Annotated in this window: 15 protein-coding genes, 2 tRNA genes and 1 pseudogene; 5 read left to right on the top strand and 13 right to left on the bottom strand. The window is 70.0% G+C overall.

The window, feature by feature from the left end; translation table 11 throughout:
* Positions 1–18 precede the first annotated feature (18 nt).
* Positions 19–798, bottom strand: coding sequence for a DUF881 domain-containing protein (locus ACFV6E_RS05015; protein WP_385459443.1), 780 nt, complete (start codon positions 796–798; stop codon positions 19–21).
* 147 nt (positions 799–945) lie between these two features.
* On the opposite strand from ACFV6E_RS05015, the gene crgA reads away from it, so the two are divergent.
* The gene (gene crgA / locus ACFV6E_RS05010; RefSeq protein ID WP_385163385.1) at positions 946–1,200 is read left to right on the top strand and encodes a cell division protein CrgA; all 255 of its coding nucleotides are present in this window, start codon (positions 946–948) and stop codon (positions 1,198–1,200) included.
* A gap of 237 nt (positions 1,201–1,437) precedes the next feature.
* Here crgA and ACFV6E_RS05005 read toward each other — a convergent pair whose 3' ends face one another.
* Positions 1,438–2,358 (bottom strand): rhomboid family intramembrane serine protease, encoded by a 921-nt coding sequence (locus ACFV6E_RS05005; RefSeq protein ID WP_385163387.1) that lies wholly within the window; start codon positions 2,356–2,358, stop codon positions 1,438–1,440.
* Positions 2,359–2,539: 181 nt separating this feature from the next.
* Positions 2,540–3,073, bottom strand: a complete 534-nt coding sequence (locus ACFV6E_RS05000; protein ID WP_385459441.1) for a peptidylprolyl isomerase — start codon at positions 3,071–3,073, stop codon at positions 2,540–2,542.
* A 430-nt stretch (positions 3,074–3,503) separates the two neighbouring features.
* On the opposite strand from ACFV6E_RS05000, the gene ACFV6E_RS04995 reads away from it, so the two are divergent.
* Complete coding sequence (locus tag ACFV6E_RS04995) at positions 3,504–4,205, top strand: DUF5324 family protein (RefSeq protein WP_385163393.1); 702 nt, start codon at positions 3,504–3,506, stop codon at positions 4,203–4,205.
* Positions 4,206–4,799: 594 nt separating this feature from the next.
* Here ACFV6E_RS04995 and ACFV6E_RS04990 read toward each other — a convergent pair.
* Positions 4,800–4,872, bottom strand: a tRNA-Ala gene (locus tag ACFV6E_RS04990).
* Positions 4,873–5,054: 182 nt separating this feature from the next.
* Here ACFV6E_RS04990 and ACFV6E_RS04985 point away from each other — a divergent pair.
* Positions 5,055–5,603, top strand: coding sequence for a helix-turn-helix domain-containing protein (locus tag ACFV6E_RS04985; RefSeq protein ID WP_385163396.1), 549 nt, complete (start codon positions 5,055–5,057; stop codon positions 5,601–5,603).
* Between the two features lie 251 nt (positions 5,604–5,854).
* Positions 5,855–8,047, top strand: coding sequence for a protein kinase (locus ACFV6E_RS04980; protein WP_385163398.1), 2,193 nt, complete (start codon positions 5,855–5,857; stop codon positions 8,045–8,047).
* Positions 8,048–8,065: 18 nt separating this feature from the next.
* On the opposite strand, the gene ACFV6E_RS04975 is transcribed toward ACFV6E_RS04980, so the two are convergent.
* Together ACFV6E_RS04975 and ACFV6E_RS04970 are read right to left on the bottom strand one after the other, a co-directional pair.
* Positions 8,066–9,463: a hypothetical protein gene (locus ACFV6E_RS04975; RefSeq protein WP_385459439.1), complete on the bottom strand. Its 1,398-nt coding sequence runs from the start codon at positions 9,461–9,463 to the stop codon at positions 8,066–8,068.
* Positions 9,464–9,790: 327 nt separating this feature from the next.
* A complete protein-coding gene (locus tag ACFV6E_RS04970; protein WP_003999697.1) occupies positions 9,791–9,919 on the bottom strand; it encodes a DLW-39 family protein in 129 nt (42 codons plus the stop codon).
* Positions 9,920–10,246: 327 nt separating this feature from the next.
* Here ACFV6E_RS04970 and ACFV6E_RS04965 point away from each other — a divergent pair, with 327 nt between their 5' ends.
* Positions 10,247–10,636, top strand: coding sequence for a DUF6344 domain-containing protein (locus ACFV6E_RS04965; protein ID WP_385163403.1), 390 nt, complete (start codon positions 10,247–10,249; stop codon positions 10,634–10,636).
* Positions 10,637–10,843: 207 nt separating this feature from the next.
* Here ACFV6E_RS04965 and ACFV6E_RS04960 read toward each other — a convergent pair.
* The 7 genes and pseudogenes from ACFV6E_RS04960 to ACFV6E_RS04930 form a co-directional block, all read right to left on the bottom strand.
* Positions 10,844–10,917, bottom strand: a tRNA-Ile gene (locus ACFV6E_RS04960).
* Between the two features lie 145 nt (positions 10,918–11,062).
* Entirely contained in the window at positions 11,063–11,776 is a 714-nt protein-coding gene (locus ACFV6E_RS04955) for a DUF3566 domain-containing protein (protein WP_385163406.1), read from the bottom strand.
* Between the two features lie 18 nt (positions 11,777–11,794).
* Positions 11,795–14,386, bottom strand: a complete 2,592-nt coding sequence (gyrA, locus tag ACFV6E_RS04950) for a DNA gyrase subunit A (RefSeq protein ID WP_385163409.1) — start codon at positions 14,384–14,386, stop codon at positions 11,795–11,797.
* 46 nt (positions 14,387–14,432) lie between these two features.
* Positions 14,433–16,496 carry a DNA topoisomerase (ATP-hydrolyzing) subunit B gene (gyrB, locus tag ACFV6E_RS04945; protein WP_385163412.1) on the bottom strand — a complete coding sequence of 688 codons (2,064 nt, stop codon included), beginning with the start codon at positions 16,494–16,496 and terminating at the stop codon, positions 14,433–14,435.
* A gap of 274 nt (positions 16,497–16,770) precedes the next feature.
* Positions 16,771–17,328: a DUF721 domain-containing protein gene (locus tag ACFV6E_RS04940; protein ID WP_385459437.1), complete on the bottom strand. Its 558-nt coding sequence runs from the start codon at positions 17,326–17,328 to the stop codon at positions 16,771–16,773.
* Positions 17,325–18,449: a DNA replication/repair protein RecF gene (gene recF, locus ACFV6E_RS04935; protein WP_385163418.1), complete on the bottom strand. Its 1,125-nt coding sequence runs from the start codon at positions 18,447–18,449 to the stop codon at positions 17,325–17,327. The genes ACFV6E_RS04940 and recF overlap by 4 nt, the downstream gene beginning before the upstream one ends.
* Before the next feature lie 144 nt (positions 18,450–18,593).
* Positions 18,594–18,697, bottom strand: a pseudogene (locus ACFV6E_RS04930) (6-phosphogluconate dehydrogenase); the annotation flags it as partial.

The following is an 18,697-nucleotide window of genomic DNA, read 5'->3' as shown; positions in this document are numbered from 1 at the left end:
GGACAGCTTGCTCGCGCCTTACTCGACGGGCTGCGCGTAGTGGAGGTTCACTGTGCCCGAGTAGCCGGGAAGAGTCACCGTCCCGTCCTCCTCGACTTTCCAGCCGAGCCCGTAGACGTTGACGTACACCATGTAGTTCTGGATCGCGGGCGACTCCGCCAGGGCCTTCTGCAACGTCTCCGGGTCTCCCACCGCGGTGATCTTGTACGGCGGCGAGTAGACGCGGCCCTGGAGGATCAGGGTGTTGCCGACGCAGCGCACGGCGCTGGTGGATATCAACCGCTGGTCCATCACCTTGATGCCCCCGGCACCGCCCTGCCAGAGCGCGTTGACCACGGCCTGGAGGTCCTGCTGGTGGATGACCAGGTAGTCGGGCTGGGGCTCGGGGTAGCCGGGCAGCTTGGCGGTGGCGTTCGGCGGGGCGTCGTCGAGCGTGACCGTGACGGCCTCGCCCTTGAGTCTCTGCGTGCCCGCCTTCTTCTCCAGCGCCTTCAGCTTGTCGTCCTCGGCCTCGGTGCGGCCGTCGTCCCGTTCGGCGAGTGCCTCGACGTCGTCCCTCAGGGAGCCGTTGGATTCATCGAGTTCGCCGTTCTTGTGGCTGCGTTCCTGAATCAGGTCGGAAAGCTTCAGCAAGGAGGTATCCGTACGGATATTGGTTCCCTTGGCCGTATTGAAGCTCGTGAAGAAAATCAGGCCGGCCAGGGCGAAGACGCCCACGGTGAGCACCCGCACGGGCCGGAAACGGCGTGCGCGGACGGGGCTGGAACCGGTCCCGGGGGAGTCGGCAGAATTGCTCAACGTACCCTTATCTCCTTAAGCGCCGCGGAAGCACTACGCTAACGGACGCCCGGGGGAGCGCTCAGAGTCCCCTTGTACGCTGCCCCCGAGCCCGCCCCGCCCCAGTTCACTGCGCGGCCACGCAGCGCATCGACAGGAGAGACCCTCGTGCCGAAGTCACGTATCCGCAAGAAGGCCGACTACACGCCGCCGCCGTCGAAGCAGACGACGGCCATCAAGCTGAACAGCCGCGGCTGGGTCGCACCGGTCATGCTGGCCATGTTTCTCATCGGCCTCGCCTGGATCGTCGTCTTCTATGTGACGGACGGCTCGCTGCCGGTCGAAGCTCTGGGCAACTGGAACATCGTTGTCGGCTTCGGCTTCATCGCGGCGGGATTCGGCGTCTCCACCCAGTGGAAGTAGAGCGGCCTCGGGCAGGTTATCCACAGCCGTTTTCCACAGTGGGGAAAAAGAACGACGATCTGTGGATAACCCAGCCGGGGTTGACGCCGGTGTGACTGGCCTACCGGGATGCGGAAACCTGTTCGCCCCCTGCCTCACCTGCGGAAACTCGGGTGAGCGACAGGGGGCACAGTTGTTCCCGCACTGCGTGCACAAGATCGACCACAGTCTGTGGACAACACACCGGTTCACGGTCGCTCAGGTGAGCTGCGCGGTCCTCACCAGCGTGACTACGACCACGGCCACCAGCACCAGAGCACTCACTCCGTACTGGATCACGGTCCGGCGCTCCCGCGGCGCGTGGACCATCGCGTAGCCCACGACCACGCCCGCGACCAGACCGCCGATGTGGGCCTGCCACGCGATGTTGCCCCAGCCGCCGAAGGTGAAGATCAGGTTGATCGCCAGCAGGGCGAGCACCGGGCGCATGTCGTAGTTGAGGCGCCGCAGCAGGACGGCCGTCGCGCCGAAGAGACCGAAGATCGCCCCGGACGCCCCGAGCGTGGCCTGCCCCGGTTCGGCGAGCAGATAGGTCAGGGCGCTGCCCGCGAGACCCGAGACGAAGTAGAGCGTGAGGTAGCGGGCGCGGCCGAGCGCGGCCTCCAGCGGGCCACCGATCCACCACAGGCTCAGCATGTTGAACAGGATGTGGAAGAAACTGCTGGGCAGGTGCAGGAACATCGACGTCACCAGCCGGTACCACTGGCCCTCCGCGACGCCCTCCAGCGGGCCCATCGGCGTCACGATCGCCCGGCCGACGAGTTCGAAGCGGTCGGTGAAGCGGTCGCCGACGGCCAGCTGGACCAGGAAGACGGCGAGATTGACGCCGATCAGGATCTTCGTGACCAGCCGCGGGTCGGCGGTGAGGGTGCCGCCCGCGAGGGTGCGGGGCCGGCTCGCCGCCGGCGCGTGCCCCGTACCGGAGCCCTCGCGCACGCACTCCGGGCACTGGAACCCCACCGAGGCGCTGACCATGCAGTCGGGGCAGATCGGACGCTCGCAGCGGGTGCAGCGGATGCCGGTCTCCCGGTCGGGGTGCCGGTAGCAGGTGGGCGGGGTCTGCGCGCCCTGCGGTCCCTGGTCGTGCGGTCCCTGCGGGCTGCCTGGCGCCTGGTCCATCCGGGTCCCCTCAGCGTTGACGTACGACGGCCGCGCGCCGGGCAGGCAGCGGTCCGCGCGGACTCCGCGGACCCTGTGCGCAACGCACCGCCCCGCCCGTCCTTACGGATGAGCGGGGCGTTTGGTTCCCTGCGGGACCCGTCGGGGCTCGGCCCTCGCGGGTCACGGAGACCCGGTGGGCTCAGCCCTCGCGGGTCTCGATGACGACCGACTCGATGACGACGTCGCTGACCGGACGGTCCGTGCGCGGGTTCGTCTGGGCCGACGCGATGGCGTCCACGACCTTCTGGCTCGCCCCGTCGGTGACCTCACCGAAGATGGTGTGCTTGCGGGTCAGCCAGGCCGTCGGCGCGACGGTGACGAAGAACTGCGAGCCGTTGGTGCCCGGCCCGGCGTTCGCCATGGCCAGCAAGTACGGCTTGTCGAAGGCGAGGTCCGGGTGGAACTCGTCCTCGAACTGGTAGCCCGGGCCGCCGGTGCCGTTGCCCAGCGGGTCACCGCCCTGGATCATGAACCCGCTGATCACCCGGTGGAAGACCGTGCCGTCGTAGAGCTTGTCCGTGGACTTCTCACCGGTTGCCGGGTTGACCCACTCACGCTCGCCCTTGGCGAGCTCGACGAAGTTCCGGACCGTCTTGGGCGCGTGGTTCGGCAGAAGCCGGACTTCGATGTCGCCTTGGTTGGTCTTCAGGGTGGCGTAAAGCTGCTCAGCCACGATCTGCCTTCCGTTGCCTACTCTGACCCCCCGATCCTCGCACGGACCGGCACGCGCGTCTGCCGCCGCCACCGTTCCGGTGGTTCCGGTCCCTCCGCCGCGTGGCATTCCGCCACGGTTCCCGGGCACACGTGCGAGGTGACGTCTGGAGAAAACCGGTCGAGTACTCGCGGACAGGGGCGCGCCGCGGGGATCCGTGGCATTGTCGTCGACAAGCTCCCGTTCCCCCCTGTTCATGCCCTATTGGACCCGATCGTCGCCTGTCAGCCGCTTGCACGCCCCCTGACCGGCTTCCGCTTCGGACCCCGTCCGGGGCCGGCCGCCATGACCCGGATGCCCGCCCACGCATGCCCCGAGCACCACTGACAGGCATGATCCCGATAAGGGCGGAAAGGTGAAATACCGTACGCCACCGAGGAGGAGGAGACCCGTGACCCGCATCGACAGCGTGCGCGCCGCGACCGGCTCGGCAAAGGACAGCGTGCTGCACGCCGCGGAAGTGGTGGCGCCCTACGCCGACACGGCCAAGGACAAGGCTGCGCACTACGCACACGAGGCACGCGTACGGCTCGCGCCGAAGGTGTCCCAGGCGACCGAGCAGGCGCGCGTCCAGTACGCGGCCCATCTCGCACCGCGTGTGGACCAGGCCCGTTCCCATGTCCCGCCGAAGGTCGACCAGGCCGCCCACGACGCCGCCGCCCGTACGCGCAAGGCGGCCCGGCAGGCGGCCGAGTACTCGAAGCCGAGGATCGACCAGGCCGTGGCCGCGGCAGGGCCCGTCCGCGAGGAGGCGGCGGCGCGAGGAGTCGCCGCGCTGGCGGCGCTGCGCGGCCAGGTGTCACCCCAGCAGATCCAGAAGCTGGTCCGCAAGCGGGAGCGGCGGGCCAGGGTCGGCCGTGCGGTCAAGGGACTGGCCGTCATCGGCCTCCTGGCGGGCGGCGCCTTCGCCGCCTGGAAGTGGTGGGACAAGCAGGCCAACCCGGACTGGCTGGTCGAGCCGCCCGCCGCCACCGAGGTCCCGGAGACCAGCCGTCTCACGTCGGTCGACGGTGGCGGCCAGTCCGTACTCGACCCCGAGGTCCAGGCCAAGCAGGCCGAGGAGGAGTCAGCGGAGCAGGACGAACGCCGCTGATCCGGCCGGCGGGCGAATACCGCCGATCCGGACACCGGGCGGATCCCGCTCATCGGATCTCCGCTGAGCGGATCCTGCTGATCGGACATCGCTGATCCGGCCATCGGGCCGGCCTCAACGGCGCCGTGGGGCAGAAGACTTGACGGGTCTTCTGCCCCACGGCGTTTCCGTCTCTTCCCTCAACGCCGTCCATTCGACGGCGTTGTTTCACGTGGAACACCGCCCCGCGCCCCGGGTTTACAGCAGTCACCCGCGATGACGTTTGCAATGCCCCGTACGCACAACCTCCACCACAACCCCCTTAACGGAGCGCATTGCCCCGGTTACCGGCCCCTGTACGCATCCCCTCCCACATGGACTCCTTCACGGACATGAGAATCCGCACATCACACGGACGATCCGCACGGAGATCACGGGAGTGCGCCGGACCGCAACTGTTTGCACAAAGGAATGCAACCAAAGCAAAGCCTCACTCGTGACGCAGGTCACCGGCGACGCGTCCGAGTACCTCTGCACGGCGCCCCGACGCCGGAGAAGAGAGGGCATACAAAAACCGGCCAGTCGCCGCGGTGGGCGTCCGGCCGGTCCGGTGTGTGGAGCCTAGGGGAGTCGAACCCCTGACATCTGCCATGCAAAGACAGCGCTCTACCAACTGAGCTAAGGCCCCTCAAGAGGGACGTCCGGCCGGCGGGATCTCGTACCGGCGGGCGCCGCAGACCAGAGTACCGGGTCACCCCCGGGATTCCGCAAAAAGATTGGGGGTCCCCGAGGACGACCACTCTCCGTAAGATGCTCGACGTGGTTCGCGACAGCGAACCGCCGTACTTGGGGAAGCGATGGGGAGACGCAATGGACGCCGCACAGCAGGAAGCAACTGCCAGAGCCAGGGAGCTACAGCGGAACTGGTACGGGGAGCCACTGGGGGCACTCTTCCGCAGGCTCATCGACGATCTGGGTCTCAACCAGGCACGTCTCGCCGGAGTGCTGGGTCTGTCGGCGCCGATGCTGTCGCAGCTCATGAGCGGCCAGCGCGCCAAGATCGGTAATCCGGCGGTGGTTCAGCGCGTCCAGCTCCTCCAGGACCTGGCGGGGCAGGTCGCGGACGGCAGCGTCAGCGCGGCCGAGGCGACCGAGCGGATGGAAGAGATCAAGAAGTCCCAGGGAGGCTCGGTGCTCAGCAACACCACGCAGTCGACGACCAGTTCGGGCGCCCCGACGGTCAAGCGCGTGGTCCGTGAGATCCAGTCGCTGCTGCGCTCGGTGGCCGCCGCCGGCGACATCATAGAAGCGGCGGACACCCTCGCCCCGACCCACCCGGAACTGGCAGAGTTCCTCCGGGTGTACGGCGCGGGCCGCACCTCCGACGCGGTGGCGCACTACCAGGCCCACCAGAACTGAGCAGCGGCCCGGCCCCGCCGGGCACCCCGCCGACGACGTCCTGTCGGGTCTTCCGGCCACCGGGAGGCAGGCAGCCGGGCACCTCGAAGAGGCGGACACAGCAGGCAGGCGCAGCACGAAGCCGCCCGGCAGCCGGGGCAGCAGGGCACCGGAGAGCGCCCCGGTACGCAGGCGCTCTCCGCGTTCCAGCGCGCCGGGCGCCACGTACGAGGCCGCCCGGCCGACCGCCGAAGGGGGAGCGAGGCACGAGCATGGGTGAGGTCTTCGCCGGCCGGTACGAACTGGTCGACCCGGTCGGACGTGGGGGAGTCGGCGCGGTCTGGCGCGCCTGGGACCACCGGCGGCGCCGGTACGTGGCCGCCAAGGTCCTCCAGCAGAGCGACGCGCACTCCCTGCTGCGTTTCGTGCGCGAGCAGGCGCTGCGCATCGACCATCCCCATGTGCTGGCGCCCGCCAGCTGGGCCGCCGACGACGACAAGGTCCTGTTCACCATGGACCTGGTGGCCGGCGGATCGCTGGTCCATCTCGTCAACGACTACGGCCCGCTGCCCGTCCCGTTCGTCTGCACGCTGCTCGACCAGCTCCTCTCGGGGCTCGCCGCGGTGCACGCGGAAGGCGTCGTGCACCGCGACATCAAACCCGCCAACGTCCTGCTGGAGGCCACCGGCGCGGCCCGTCCGCGGCTGCGCCTGTCCGACTTCGGCATCGCGATGCGGCTCGGCGAGCCCCGGCTGACGGAGACGAACTACGTGGTGGGGACGCCGGGTTACCTGGCACCCGAACAAATGCTGGGCGCCGAACCGGACTTCCCCTCCGACCTTTTCGCCGTCGGCCTCGTCGCCCTGTACCTCCTCGAGGGCGCCAAACCGGACGCCAAGGCCCTCATCGAGTACTTCGCGGCCCACGGCACGCCGGGGGCGCCCCAGAGCATCCCCGAGCCGCTGTGGCAGGTCGTGGCCACGCTGCTCCAGCCGGACCCGGACGCCAGGTTCCGCACCGCCACGGGGGCGCGCAAGGCGCTCGCGGCCGCCGCCGAGCTCCTGCCCGAGCCCGGACCCGACGTCGAGCCGGTCGAGGTCTTCGACCAGGTCGGCCCCCTGCCGGACGGGTACGGGCCGCGGGGGCCGCTCAAGGACGCCCCGGGCCTCGAACAGTCCGGCCCCCGTGCGGACGGCGCGTTGCCGCCGCAGGGGGCGGGGACCGGTCCGCACGGGGCGGGGACCGCTCCGCATCCGTCCGGCAGCGGGCGGACTCCTCCGGTCCCCGGGACGGCCCCTGGTACGGCTCTTGGAACGGCCCTTGGGACGGGGCCGCTCCAGGGCGGTGCAGTCGGCGCTCCGACGCCCGCTGGGCGAACGCCCGACGGGGCGACGGCTGCCAGTTCGGAGGCTGCCGGTTCAGGAGCTGCCGGTTCAGCGGTCACCGGGTCGGCGCCTGGAGGACCGACGGCTGCTGGTCCCGCGCCCACAGACCCGCCGACGACCGGTCCCGTACCCGCCGGTCCTGTATCCATCGGACCTGCACCCGCCGGTCCCGTACCCACCGGACCTGCACCCGCCGGTCCCGTACCCGCCGGTCCCGTACCCACCGGACCTGCACCCGCCGGTCCCGTACCCGCCGGTCCGGTGTCCGCGCCGCCCGGGATGGGCCCCGTACCGCCCCTCCCCGCGGCGGGCCCGCTGTCCGCACCGCCTGACGCGGGGCCGGTGTCCGCACCGCCCGGGACCGACGCCGCGCACCTGCCTCCCGGGACCCACGGCACGCCACCGCCTCCGACCGGGAGCGGAACCGTTCCGCCACGCCCCGGTTCCGATGCGCTGCCGCCTTCCGTCGGCACCAGCACTGGCGCCGTCCCCCCGTACCCCGCCGACGGCGCCTTCCCGCCCCGTCCTGACACCGCTCCCGCCCCGCCCGGCGCCCAGAACGGGACGGGACACCCGCACACCGGGGCACCACCCGCGCAAGGCCTCCACGGCGGCATCCCCCCGCGCCCCACCAGGGACGCCTTCTCCACGCAGTCCCAGATCAGCCACGTACCCCACCCCACGGCCCCTGAGGACACCGAGGCAGCCCCCGACACCACGGCACCGCGGCCGCCCACCATGTCGGACACCGGAAGTTTCCACCTGCCCCCGCCGCAGCCCCAGCCGTCGACTCCCCCGGCCAGGCCGACGCACGTACAGGCGCCGGCCTTCGTCCTGACGCACGTCGCCTCCCCCCATCAGCCCACGCCGACAGCGCCCGCCACCCCGCTGCCGCAGCAAGCGTCCACCCTGACCGGCGCGTACACCGCACCGGCTCCGCAGATCGCGCCGCCGCCGCGGCAGGCCAGCGCGCGGCACCGCACCAGGCGCCCCGGACCACCCGCGAAAGTGGCCGTCCCCGTCCTGCTCCTGGCGCTCCTCTGCTTCGCGGTCGGCTTCTGGGCCCTGACCCGGATCTGACCCCCGGGAACCTGCCCGTCAGTGCCCCGCCGTCGTCCGCACGGACCGCACCCGCCGTCGCGCGACGGCCCGCCACACCCACAGCGTGAGCACCAGCACCGTCCCCGAGCCGATCCCGGCCACGGCGACCACCTTCATGGCGGGATCCCCCTGACCTGTGGCTTCGTCACTGCCACCGGTACCGCCGCCACCGTCCCCCGCGCTCCCCGCCGCACCGCCCGCCGGAGCCCGCGCCGTGTCACCCGTCGCCCCCTGCTCCGCCTCGGCGCGCTCCTCGGCCGTCACCTCGAACGCCCCGCGCGGCTCCGTGCCCCCCGCGTACGCGGGCCCGTCCTCCGCGTCGCCGCTCACCCGGACCCGCAGGGTCAGTCCGAACGGCCCTTCGCCGAACTTCTCGGCGACCCGCTCACTGAGGTGCACCACCAGGTAGTACGCGCCGGCGAATCGCATCCCGCTGGTCCGGCCGTTGATCGAGAACCGGTTGCCGTAGTCGACGGGCGGCAGCGCGGGCAGCGACGCGGCCCGCTGACTGCCGTCGTAGCCGGAACCCACGTCGTCGACGTGACCGCGTACGGGGTTGTAGAGCGCCATTGCCAGGGCCGTGCCGACGTAGCCGTTGCCGCTGCCGGAGCCGCCCAGCTCGGCGGTCGTGTAGAGCTGCTGGCCCCAGTCGACGGGCACCTTGTAGAAAAGCGTCTGCCCGGGTTCGATCCCGGCCTTCCAGACCCCCTGCCCGAGCGCGGCGGCCTCGCCGAAGCCCGCACCGCCCGCGCGGCTCGTGGCGTCCCCCTGAAGGACCTCGGGCGAGGCGGAGTCCCAGGTCTCGGGCGCGGTGGTCGACCCGCCGGTGCGCAGCGGCGGCTCCGACACGTAGTCCAGCTCCAGGTCCCAGGTGCCGGACGGGGAGCTGGGCGTGGAGCTGCGCTCGACGACGAGGTAGTACGTGCCGGCCTCCTGGCACGCGTACGTGTTGTGGCCGATCTCCCGGGACGCCCAGGCCGCGACGGGGTGCGGGCTCTGGGTCGGGCCGATGTGCGCGGCCTCGGACGAGCAGGTGGAACCGTCGGCGTTCTGCACGGACACCTTGATGCCGTCCGCGGAGGTGACCTCCGTACCCGCCCTGGGGACGGCCGTGGCGGAGACGTACGCGTTGGAGGTGCCGTCCAGATCGAGCCGGTAGTAGAGCTTCCCGTCCTTCTTGATGGCGCTGCGGTACTCGCTGCCCGCCTCCAGCCGTACGGCCTCCGTGGTCCCGTCGGCTCCGGCGACCGTCCCGGCGTCCTCGGAGAAGGCGTACGGCCGCGGAGTGTCGGCCTCCGGGACCCGTACCGGCACGGCCCCGGGACCCCGTACCGGCACGGCCGCCGCCTCGCCCGCTGCCGCCGCCGCGCACAGCGTTGTCAGCACTGTCAGCACCGCCAGTACCGTCGGCGCCGGCCGCCGTCCCCCGCCGTGCCGCTGCCGCTCCTTCAGGACCGTGCGCCGCCCCACACGCGCCACCCCTCGTCGTAGCCCCGGGTCGTGGCCCATCCTGCCCCGCCCGCCCCCGCGGCGCCCGCCCTCTGCGCACGAGCGGCCGAAATGGCTACCTAGAAGATCCCGGCACCCGTCCCGGCACCCGGCCTGCCGCGCCGCCCCGGAGACGTCCCGGAGACGTCCCGCCGCGCCGCCGACAGAGCCGCGGCAACACAAAACCCCGACCGCTGAGGCGGTCGGGGCCTGTTCTGAGACTGGTGTCGATCCTCACGAACCCGTGGGCACGGAGTCGGTCGCCTCCGTCCACAGATCCTGCTCGGCGCGATCCGCCTGGATCTGGCGGTACACGAGGAGCCCGCCGATGGCGGCCAGTGCGACCAGGAGAAGCTTCTTCACCGCGCGACCTCGTCTTTCCTTGACGTAGGGGACTTCTGGCGCCCGACTATACACACCGACCGATACCGATCGGTGACCTGCGTCGGCCCTCAACTCCCGGCCGGTTCGGCCCAGTACGGACAGGTCCCGGTCTCCTTTTCGGACGGTTATCACTCATCACACACTGTGACTTTCCGGTCCGCTTCCCTACTTTTCGGGCTTCCTGCACCCATCCGGGTGGTGTTGATCTGAACATCGACGCGCGAGGGGCGTCGGTCCACCACTTCCCGGCCCACATACACATCATGAGGAAAGTACGCAAATCGCCCGACCCGAAAGTGAGGGACCATGGCCCAGAACAAGGTCATGACGCTGTGGACCACCATCGTCACCGCCTTCCTCGCGCTGTGCACGGCGCTGGGACTCATCACGACCGCCTCGGCCTCGCCGGTACCGCAGACCGAGACCCCGCGCAACAGCAGCAGCGACAGCGACAGCAGCCGCGACAGCGGCGCGAGTCTCCCGGCGCAGACGACGCCCTACTGGTCCTGGTCCTACAGCCGGTCCCTCCCCCCGACGATGAAGCAGCGCATCCGCGCCGAGGCCCACGGTTCCTCACCGAGCTGCCGGCACCGTCCGCCCTCCGACGACACGTCGGCCGAGGCGGCCGCCCCTTGCGACGACTCCCGCACCACTGACGAGGCCGACCCGGAAGTCCTCACGCCCCTCCAGCGCTGATCCCGGGGCTTTGCCTCAACCCTCCCACCCTGACGTAGCGGCGAACTTGCGTACAAAGCCACACAGGGCAGCGAAAAGGCCCGGCGACTCCCCGAGTCGCCGGGCCTTTCGCACGTCCACAGGCAAGGACGGCACATCCACAGGCGAGGCCCCCGGAATGCCGAAGACCCCCGGTCGATATGGACCGGGGGTCTTCGTACTGCACTGTGGGGCTAACAGGATTTGAACCTGTGGCCTCATCCTTATCAGGGATGCGCTCTAACCAACTGAGCTATAGCCCCGCCGCGCTCTGCGGTGTGTGTCCCGCGCGCTGACCTCTGAAGATTAGCGCACGACGCGGTCAGTCCCAAAATCGGTATCCGCGGTATGCGGGGCGAGCCCGGACAGGCGTCCGGGCTCAGCGCGTACGACGGCGGCCGGTGGCCGCTACTCGTCCTCGGCGAGGGTCAGCTCGACACCGCCGACGAAGCCCGCGGAGAGGTTGTAGATGAAGGCGCCGAGCGTCGCCAGCGCCGTGGCGAGGACGACGTCGATGACCGCGATGATCGCCGTGAACATCAGCACGTGCGGCAGCGACAGGAAGGACTGCAGGTCAAAGCCGTTGGACTCGTTCGAGCCCGTGGCCTCGGAGATCGTGCCGCCGACGGTCGAGAAGACGCCCATCGCGTCCATGACCATCCACAGCACCGCGGAGGCCACGATCGTGCAGATGCCGAGCGCGATGGAGAGCAGGAAGCTGACCTTCATCACCGACCACGGGTCGGCCTTGGCGACGCGCAGGCGCGCCTTGCGGGTGCGCGGCGTGGTGCGGGCGCCGGTCCGCGGCCGGCGCGTCACGCCCGCCGGTGCGGGCTGGTACGCCTGCGGCGGGTGGTAAGGCCCGGCCGGCTGCTGCGGCTGCCGTTCGCCCGGCAGCGCCGAACCGGCCTGCGCGGCCGGTGCCGGTGGTGCCTGGGCCGCCGGGCCCGCTCCGGCCGCGTAACTCTGGGCCTGCGGACCTCGGGTGTCCGTCACAGTTCCCCCCTGGGATCCATGAGAGTCATGGGAGTCGGTCGCATCCGTGGCGGAGCCACGGCCGCCGTCCGTATCCTCACCGGCCGTTTCCGTACCAGCGGCCCCGGCGCCCGTGGCTCCGCTCACGATGACTCACTCCTCGCGCTACTCGGCCGAGGACTGCCCGCCCTCGTCCGTTCCGGCGGCCGCGACGCCGTCGGAAGTCTCGTCGTCGGCGCCCGCGCCGTCGACTTCCTCCGCTTCGCGACCGGCCTCGGCGTTACGAGCGATACCGACCACGGCATCGCGCTTGCCCAGGTTGATCAGTTGGACGCCCATGGTGTCACGGCCCGTCTCCCTGACCTCGTTGACTCGCGTACGAATCACACCACCCGACAGCGTGATGGCGAGGATCTCGTCGGTCTCCTCGACCACCAGCGCGCCGACGAGCGAACCGCGGTCCTCGACGATCTTGGCGGCCTTGATTCCCAGGCCACCGCGACCCTGGACTCGGTACTCGTCGACGGCGGTCCGCTTGGCGTACCCGCCGTCCGTGGCAGTGAACACGAACGTACCGGGTCGAACAACATTCATCGAGAGCAGCTGGTCGCCTTCACGGAAACTCATGCCCTTGACGCCCGAGGTGGCACGGCCCATCGGTCGCAGGGCCTCATCCGTGGCCGTGAACCTGATCGACTGGGCCTTCTTGCTGATCAGCAGCAGATCGTCCTCGGCCGACACCAGCTCGGCTCCGATCAGTTCGTCATCGGAACCGTCCTCCGTCTCACGGAGGTTGATGGCGATGACACCGCCGGAGCGCGGGGAGTCGTAGTCCTTCAGGGACGTCTTCTTGACCAGACCGCCCTTGGTGGCGAGCACCAGGTAGGGCGCGGCCTCGTAGTCGCGGATCGCCAGGATCTCCGCGATGGCCTCGTCCGGCTGGAAGGCCAGCAGGTTCGCCACGTGCTGCCCGCGCGCGTCCCGGCCGGCGTCCGGGAGTTCGTACGCCTTCGCCCGGTAGACGCGGCCCTTGTTGGTGAAGAAGAGCAGCCAGTGGTGCGTGGTGGAGACGAAGAAGTGGTCGACGATGTCGTCCTGCTTCAGCTTCGTACCGCGTACGCCCTTGCCGCCGCGCTTCTGCGAGCGGTAGTCCTCGGTCTTGGTGCGCTTGATGTAGCCGCCGCGGGTGATCGTGACGACGATGTCCTCTTCGGCGATCAGGTCCTCGATGGACATGTCACCGTCGAAGGGCACCAGCGCGGAGCGGCGGTCCTCGCCGAACTTGTCGACGATCGCGGCCAGTTCCTCGCTGATGATGCCGCGCTGGCGCTCGGGCGAGGCGAGGATCGCGTTGTACTCGCGAATCCTCGCCTGGAGCTCGTCGTGCTCCGAGACGATCTTCTGACGCTCCAGGGCGGCCAGCCGGCGCAGCTGCATCTCGAGGATGGCGTTGGCCTGGATCTCGTCGATCTCCAGCAGGCCCATCAGGCCCTCGCGCGCGATCTCGACGGTGTCGCTGCGCCGGATCAGCGCGATGACCTCGTCGATGGCGTCCAGGGCCTTCAGCAGGCCGCGCAGGATGTGCGCCCGCTCCTCGGCCTTGCGCAGCCGGAAGCGCGTACGGCGGACGATGACCTCGATCTGGTGCGCCACCCAGTGCCGGATGAACGCGTCCAGGGAGAGGGTGCGCGGCACGCCGTCGACCAGCGCCAGCATGTTGGCGCCGAAGTTGGTCTGGAGGTCGGTGTGCTTGTACAGGTTGTTCAGGACGACCTTGGCGACCGCGTCCCGCTTGAGCACGATGACCAGGCGCTGACCCGTACGGGACGACGTCTCGTCGCGGACGTCCGCGATACCGCCGACCTTGCCGTCCTTCACCAGGTCGGCGATCTTCTGCGCCAGGTTGTCCGGGTTGACCTGGTAGGGCAGCTCGGTGACCACCAGGCACTGGCGGTTCTGGATCTCCTCGACCTCGACGACCGCGCGCATCGTGATGGAGCCGCGCCCCGTGCGGTACGCCTCCTCGATGCCCTTGCGGCCCACCACCAGGGCGCCGGTCGGGAAGTCGGGGCCCTTGATGCGCTCGACCAGCGCGTCCAGGAGCTCCTCGTGGGAGGCCTCCGGGTTCTCCAGGTACCACTGCGCGCCCTCGGCGACCTCGCGCAGGTTGTGCGGCGGGATGTTGGTCGCCATGCCGACCGCGATGCCCGCCGAGCCGTTGATCAGCAGGTTCGGGAAGCGGGACGGCAGGACGGTCGGCTCCTGGGAGCGGCCGTCGTAGTTGTCCGTGAAGTCGACGGTCTCCTCGTCGATGTCGCGGACCATCTCCATGGACAGCGGCGCCATCTTGCACTCGGTGTACCGCATGGCGGCCGCCGGGTCGTTGCCCGGGGAACCGAAGTTGCCGTTGGAGTCCACCAGCGGCATCCGCATCGACCACGGCTGCGCCAGGCGGACCAGCGCGTCGTAGATCGAGGAGTCGCCGTGCGGGTGGTAGTTGCCCATGACGTCGCCGACGACGCGGGCGCACTTGTAGAAGCCCTTCTCGGGCCGGTAGCCGCCGTCGTACATGGCGTACAGGACGCGGCGGTGGACGGGCTTGAGGCCGTCCCGCACGTCCGGCAGCGCACGCGAGACGATGACGGACATCGCGTAGTCGAGGTAGGAGCGCTGCATCTCCGTCTCGAGCCCGACGGGCTCGACGCGCAGGGTCAGGCCCTCTTCCTCGGGGACGGCTGGGGTGTTCTCGTCGGCCATTGCTGGTGAAGATCCTTTCTGACGCGGTCAGGTGGCTGAGACCGACTCAGATGTCGAGGAAACGGACGTCCTTGGCATTGCGCTGGATGAACGCGCGGCGCGCCTCGACGTCCTCGCCCATGAGGACGGAGAAGAGGTCGTCGGCCTGCGCGGCGTCGTCGAGCGTGACCTGGCCGAGGACGCGGTGCTCCTGGTCCATCGTCGTGATGCGCAGCTCCTCGGCGTTCATCTCGCCCAGACCCTTGAAGCGCTGGACGGAGTCGTCGCGGATCCGCTTGCCGTTCTGCCGGCCGAGCTCGATCAGGGCGTCGCGCTCGCGGTCCGAGTACGCGTACTCGAAGTCGTCACGGCCCCACTTGATCTTGTAGAGCGGGGGGCGCGACAGGAACACGTGCCCGGCCTCGACCAGCGGCCGCATGAAGCGGAACAGGAAGGTCAGCAGCAGGGTGTTGATGTGCTGGCCGTCGACGTCGGCGTCCGCCATCAGGATGATCTTGTGGTAGCGGAGCTTCTCGATGTCGAAGTCCTCGTGGACCCCGGTGCCGAAGGCCGAGATCAGCGCCTGGATCTCCTGGTTCTGAAGGATCTTGTCGATCCGCGCCTTCTCGACGTTGAGGATCTTGCCCCGGATCGGGAGGATCGCCTGGTACTGCGGGTTCCGGCCGGACTTGGCCGAGCCGCCGGCGGAGTCGCCCTCGACGATGAAGATCTCGCACTTGTCGGGGTCGTTCGACTGGCAGTCGGACAGCTTGCCCGGCAGGGACGCCGTCTCCAGAAGGCCCTTGCGCCGTGTCAGGTCACGGGCCTTGCGGGCCGCCACGCGCGCGGTGGCCGCCTGGATGGACTTGCGGATGATGTCCGAGGCTTCGTTCGGATTGCGGTCCAGCCAGTCCGTGAGGTGCTCGTGCACCACCTTCTGCACGAAGGTCTTGGCCTCCGTGTTGCCCAGCTTCGTCTTGGTCTGGCCCTCGAACTGGGGCTCGCCGAGCTTGACCGAGATGATCGCCGTCAGACCCTCGCGGATGTCGTCGCCCGTGAGGTTGTCGTCCTTCTCGCGCAGCAGCTTCTTGTCGCGCGCGTACCGGTTGATGAGACCGGTGAGCGCCGCGCGGAAGCCCTCCTCGTGCGTACCGCCCTCGTGGGTGTGGATGGTGTTGGCGAAGGAGTACACGCCCTCGCTGTAGCCGTTGTTCCACTGCATCGCGACCTCGACGGAGAGCAGCCGCTCCTTGTCCTCGGCCTCGATGTCGATCACGGTGGGGTGGACGACCTCTCCCTTGCGGGAGTTCAGGTACTTCACGAAGTCGACGATGCCGCCTTCGTAGTGGTACGTGACGGTCTTGACTTCGTCCTTCTCGTCGGCGCCCGCCTCGTCCGCCCCGGTGACGGCCTTCGCCGACTCACGCTCGTCGGTGAGCTTGATCGTCAAGCCCTTGTTGAGGAACGCCATCTCCTGGAAGCGCCGCGAGAGCGTCTCGAAGGAGTAGTCCGTGGTCTCGAAGATGTCGCCGTCGGCCCAGAAGGTGACCGACGTACCGGTCTGCTCGATGGCCTCGTGCTTGGCGAGCGGGGCCGTCGGGACACCCAGCTTGTAGTCCTGCGTCCAGCGGTGGCCGTCGGTCCTGACCTCGACGGCGACCTTCGTGGAGAGCGCGTTCACGACGGAGACGCCTACGCCGTGCAGACCGCCGGAGACGGCATACCCGCCGCCGCCGAACTTGCCGCCCGCGTGCAGCACGGTCAGCACGACCTCCACGGCGGGCTTGCCCTCGGAGGGCACGATGCCCACCGGGATGCCACGGCCGTTGTCGACGACGCGGACGCCGCCGTCGGCGAGGATCGTGACCTCGATCGTGTCCGCGTGGCCGGCCAGCGCCTCGTCGACCGAGTTGTCGACGACCTCGTACACGAGGTGGTGCAGGCCGCGCTCACCGGTCGAGCCGATGTACATGCCCGGTCGCTTGCGGACCGCGTCCAGACCCTCGAGGACGGTGATGGCGCTGGCGTCGTACGAGGTCTTGGCCTCGCCGTTGTCGCCGGCGTCGGTGGACGGGATGTTCTCGTTGGGGTTGCCGGAATCGGCCACGAAGCGCCCTTTCTGGCACAGCACAAGCCAAGCTCCCGGCTGGTGGCCGGAGCGGCTGCGGCGTGTTGCGTTGGTAAGCCTTAGTCAGCGTTGCTCGGTGTGTCCCACAAGTGGGGCGGGATTAGCTTCCAGTCTACCGGTAGCGCCGACAGTGATGGGGGTTTGCCGGTACCTGAGTCCGCATGTGCCGCCCTCAATCGGTCTCGTCCGACTCCCCATATGCGGAACGGGGCTCCAAGAGGCTCACAGCGGCACTCAGCGCTTCCGGGTGTCAACCCCTAGCTACCGCCGAGTCAGGTCATCCGTAGGTGTCCCCGGGACCGGTGCTCCCAGGGGCGCGCAAGGGGCCGAAACGACGGGCGGGGCCCCCGGGACCGAGGACCTTGATCAGCCGGACCGTGCCGTGCCCGAGGTCCTGGTTCAGCCGGGCGACGAGCTGCGGGGCCAGCAGCCGGAGCTGCGTCGCCCACGCCGTCGAGTCGCAGCTCACGGTCAGTACACGCTCGTCCTCGTCGTACTTCTGCGGCACACAGTGCTTGGCCAGGTCCTCTCCGACGATCTCCGGCCAGCGGCCCATCACGCCGCCCACCGCCGCCGGTGCCTCCCAGCCGCGCTCGGTCAGCAGCCGGTTGATCGCGGCGCCGAGCGCCATCGGGTCCCGCCCGTCGGCGCGGGCCCCGGAGCGCAGGCCCCCGCCGCGCCGGGCCTGCTTCTTCTGCCGGGCGGCGTCCCCACGCGCGCGGGCCTGCTCCCTCGCGGCGCGCAGCGCCACGCGCGCGAGGTCGACGCCGGACGGCTCGGCGCCCTTCTTCGGCCCGTCGCCCCGCCCGGCGTCCCCGGATGTGTTTTCCGTCATACGCGCTCCACGGAGCCCTCGGACACGGCGAACCGCGTCCCCGTCAGTACGTGCGGTACGTCGTCGTCCACCGCGGCCGTCACCAGCACCTGCTCGCCCGGCGCGACCAGCTCGGCCAGCCGCTCCCGGCGCCGGGTGTCCAGCTCGGCGAAGACGTCGTCCAGGACGAGCACCGGCTCGTTCCCCTCGGCCCGCAGCAGGTCGTACGAGGCCAGCCGCAGCGCGAGCGCGTACGACCAGGACTCGCCGTGCGACGCGTACCCCTTGGCGGGCAGCTGCCCCAGCTTCAGGAGGAGCTCGTCCCGGTGCGGGCCCACCAGCGTGACGCCGCGCTCGATCTCCTGCTTGCGGGCCTCGGCCAGGGCCGCCATCAGCTGTTCGTACAGCTCCTCGCGCGCGTGGCCGGTGATCTCCGGCGACGAGGGCCGGTATTCGAGCATGATCGGGCCGCCGCCGGGGGCCAGCTGCTCGTACGCCTTGTCGGCCAGCGGCTGGAGCGCGGCGACCAGGTCGAGGCGCTGGGCGAGCAGTTCCGCGCCCACGCGCGCGAGGTGCTGGTCCCAGACGTCGAGCGTGGAGAGGTCCATGGTGCGGCCGCCGTGCCGGCGGGCCAGCGCGGCCGACTTCAGCAGGGTGTTGCGCTGCTTGAGCACCCGGTCGTAGTCGGAGCGGACGCCGGCGATACGCGGGGAGCGGGCGGTGATCAGCTCGTCCAGGAAGCGGCGCCGCTCCCCGGGGTCGCCCTTGACCAGCGCGAGATCCTCGGGCGCGAAGAGCACCGTACGTACGATGCCCAGCACGTCACGCGGTCTGACCTGCGAGGACCTGTTGATGCGGGCGCGGTTGGCCTTCCCGGGGTTCAGCTCCAGCTCGACGAGCTGCTGCCGGTCGCCCTGGCGGACGTTGGCCCTGATGATCGCGCGGTCGGCGCCCATGCGAACCAGGGGCGCGTCCGAGGAGACGCGGTGGCTGCCGAGGGTCGCGAGATAGCCGACCGCCTCGACCAGATTCGTCTTCCCCTGGCCGTTCGGGCCGACGAACGCGGTGACGCCCGGGTCGAGCGGCACCTCGACCCGGGCGTACGAGCGGAAGTCGGCCAGCGACAGATGCGTGACGTGCATGGTCGTTCGCCGACCTCCCCCAACGTGGTGGTGCTTCGGTTTTCCCCCGGTCGTCCCGGGTTTTCCCCGGGCTGTGGACAACCGGGTCACCCGGACTGCTGAGAGCTCCGGGTCACCCGGTGTGCGGAACACCCGGGGTGTGGATCAACTCTTCTCGACGGCGTGGCCGCCGAACTGGTTGCGCAGCGCGGCGATCATCTTCATCTGCGGCGAGTCCTCCTGGCGGGAGGAGAAGCGGGCGAACAGGG

Origin of the sequence: Streptomyces sp. NPDC059785 (genome assembly GCF_042732375.1) — a bacterium.
Classification (GTDB): domain Bacteria; phylum Actinomycetota; class Actinomycetes; order Streptomycetales; family Streptomycetaceae; genus Streptomyces.
Note: the sequence above shows the minus strand (reverse complement) of the source record. Positions and strands in the feature narration are given on the sequence as shown.

Bases quoted from the DNA above. Each gene is read 5' to 3' on its own strand.
- ACFV6E_RS05005 (WP_385163387.1), bottom strand. From the start codon at position 2,358: ATGGACCAGGCGCCAGGCAGCCCGCAGGGACCGCACGACCAGGGACCG.
- ACFV6E_RS04985 (WP_385163396.1), top strand. From the start codon at position 5,055: ATGGACGCCGCACAGCAGGAAGCAACTGCCAGAGCCAGGGAGCTACAG.
- ACFV6E_RS04980 (WP_385163398.1), top strand. From the start codon at position 5,855: ATGGGTGAGGTCTTCGCCGGCCGGTACGAACTGGTCGACCCGGTCGGA.
- ACFV6E_RS04965 (WP_385163403.1), top strand. From the start codon at position 10,247: ATGGCCCAGAACAAGGTCATGACGCTGTGGACCACCATCGTCACCGCC.
- gyrA (WP_385163409.1), bottom strand. From the start codon at position 14,386: ATGGCCGACGAGAACACCCCAGCCGTCCCCGAGGAAGAGGGCCTGACC.
- ACFV6E_RS04940 (WP_385459437.1), bottom strand. From the start codon at position 17,328: ATGACGGAAAACACATCCGGGGACGCCGGGCGGGGCGACGGGCCGAAG.
- recF (WP_385163418.1), bottom strand. From the start codon at position 18,449: ATGCACGTCACGCATCTGTCGCTGGCCGACTTCCGCTCGTACGCCCGG.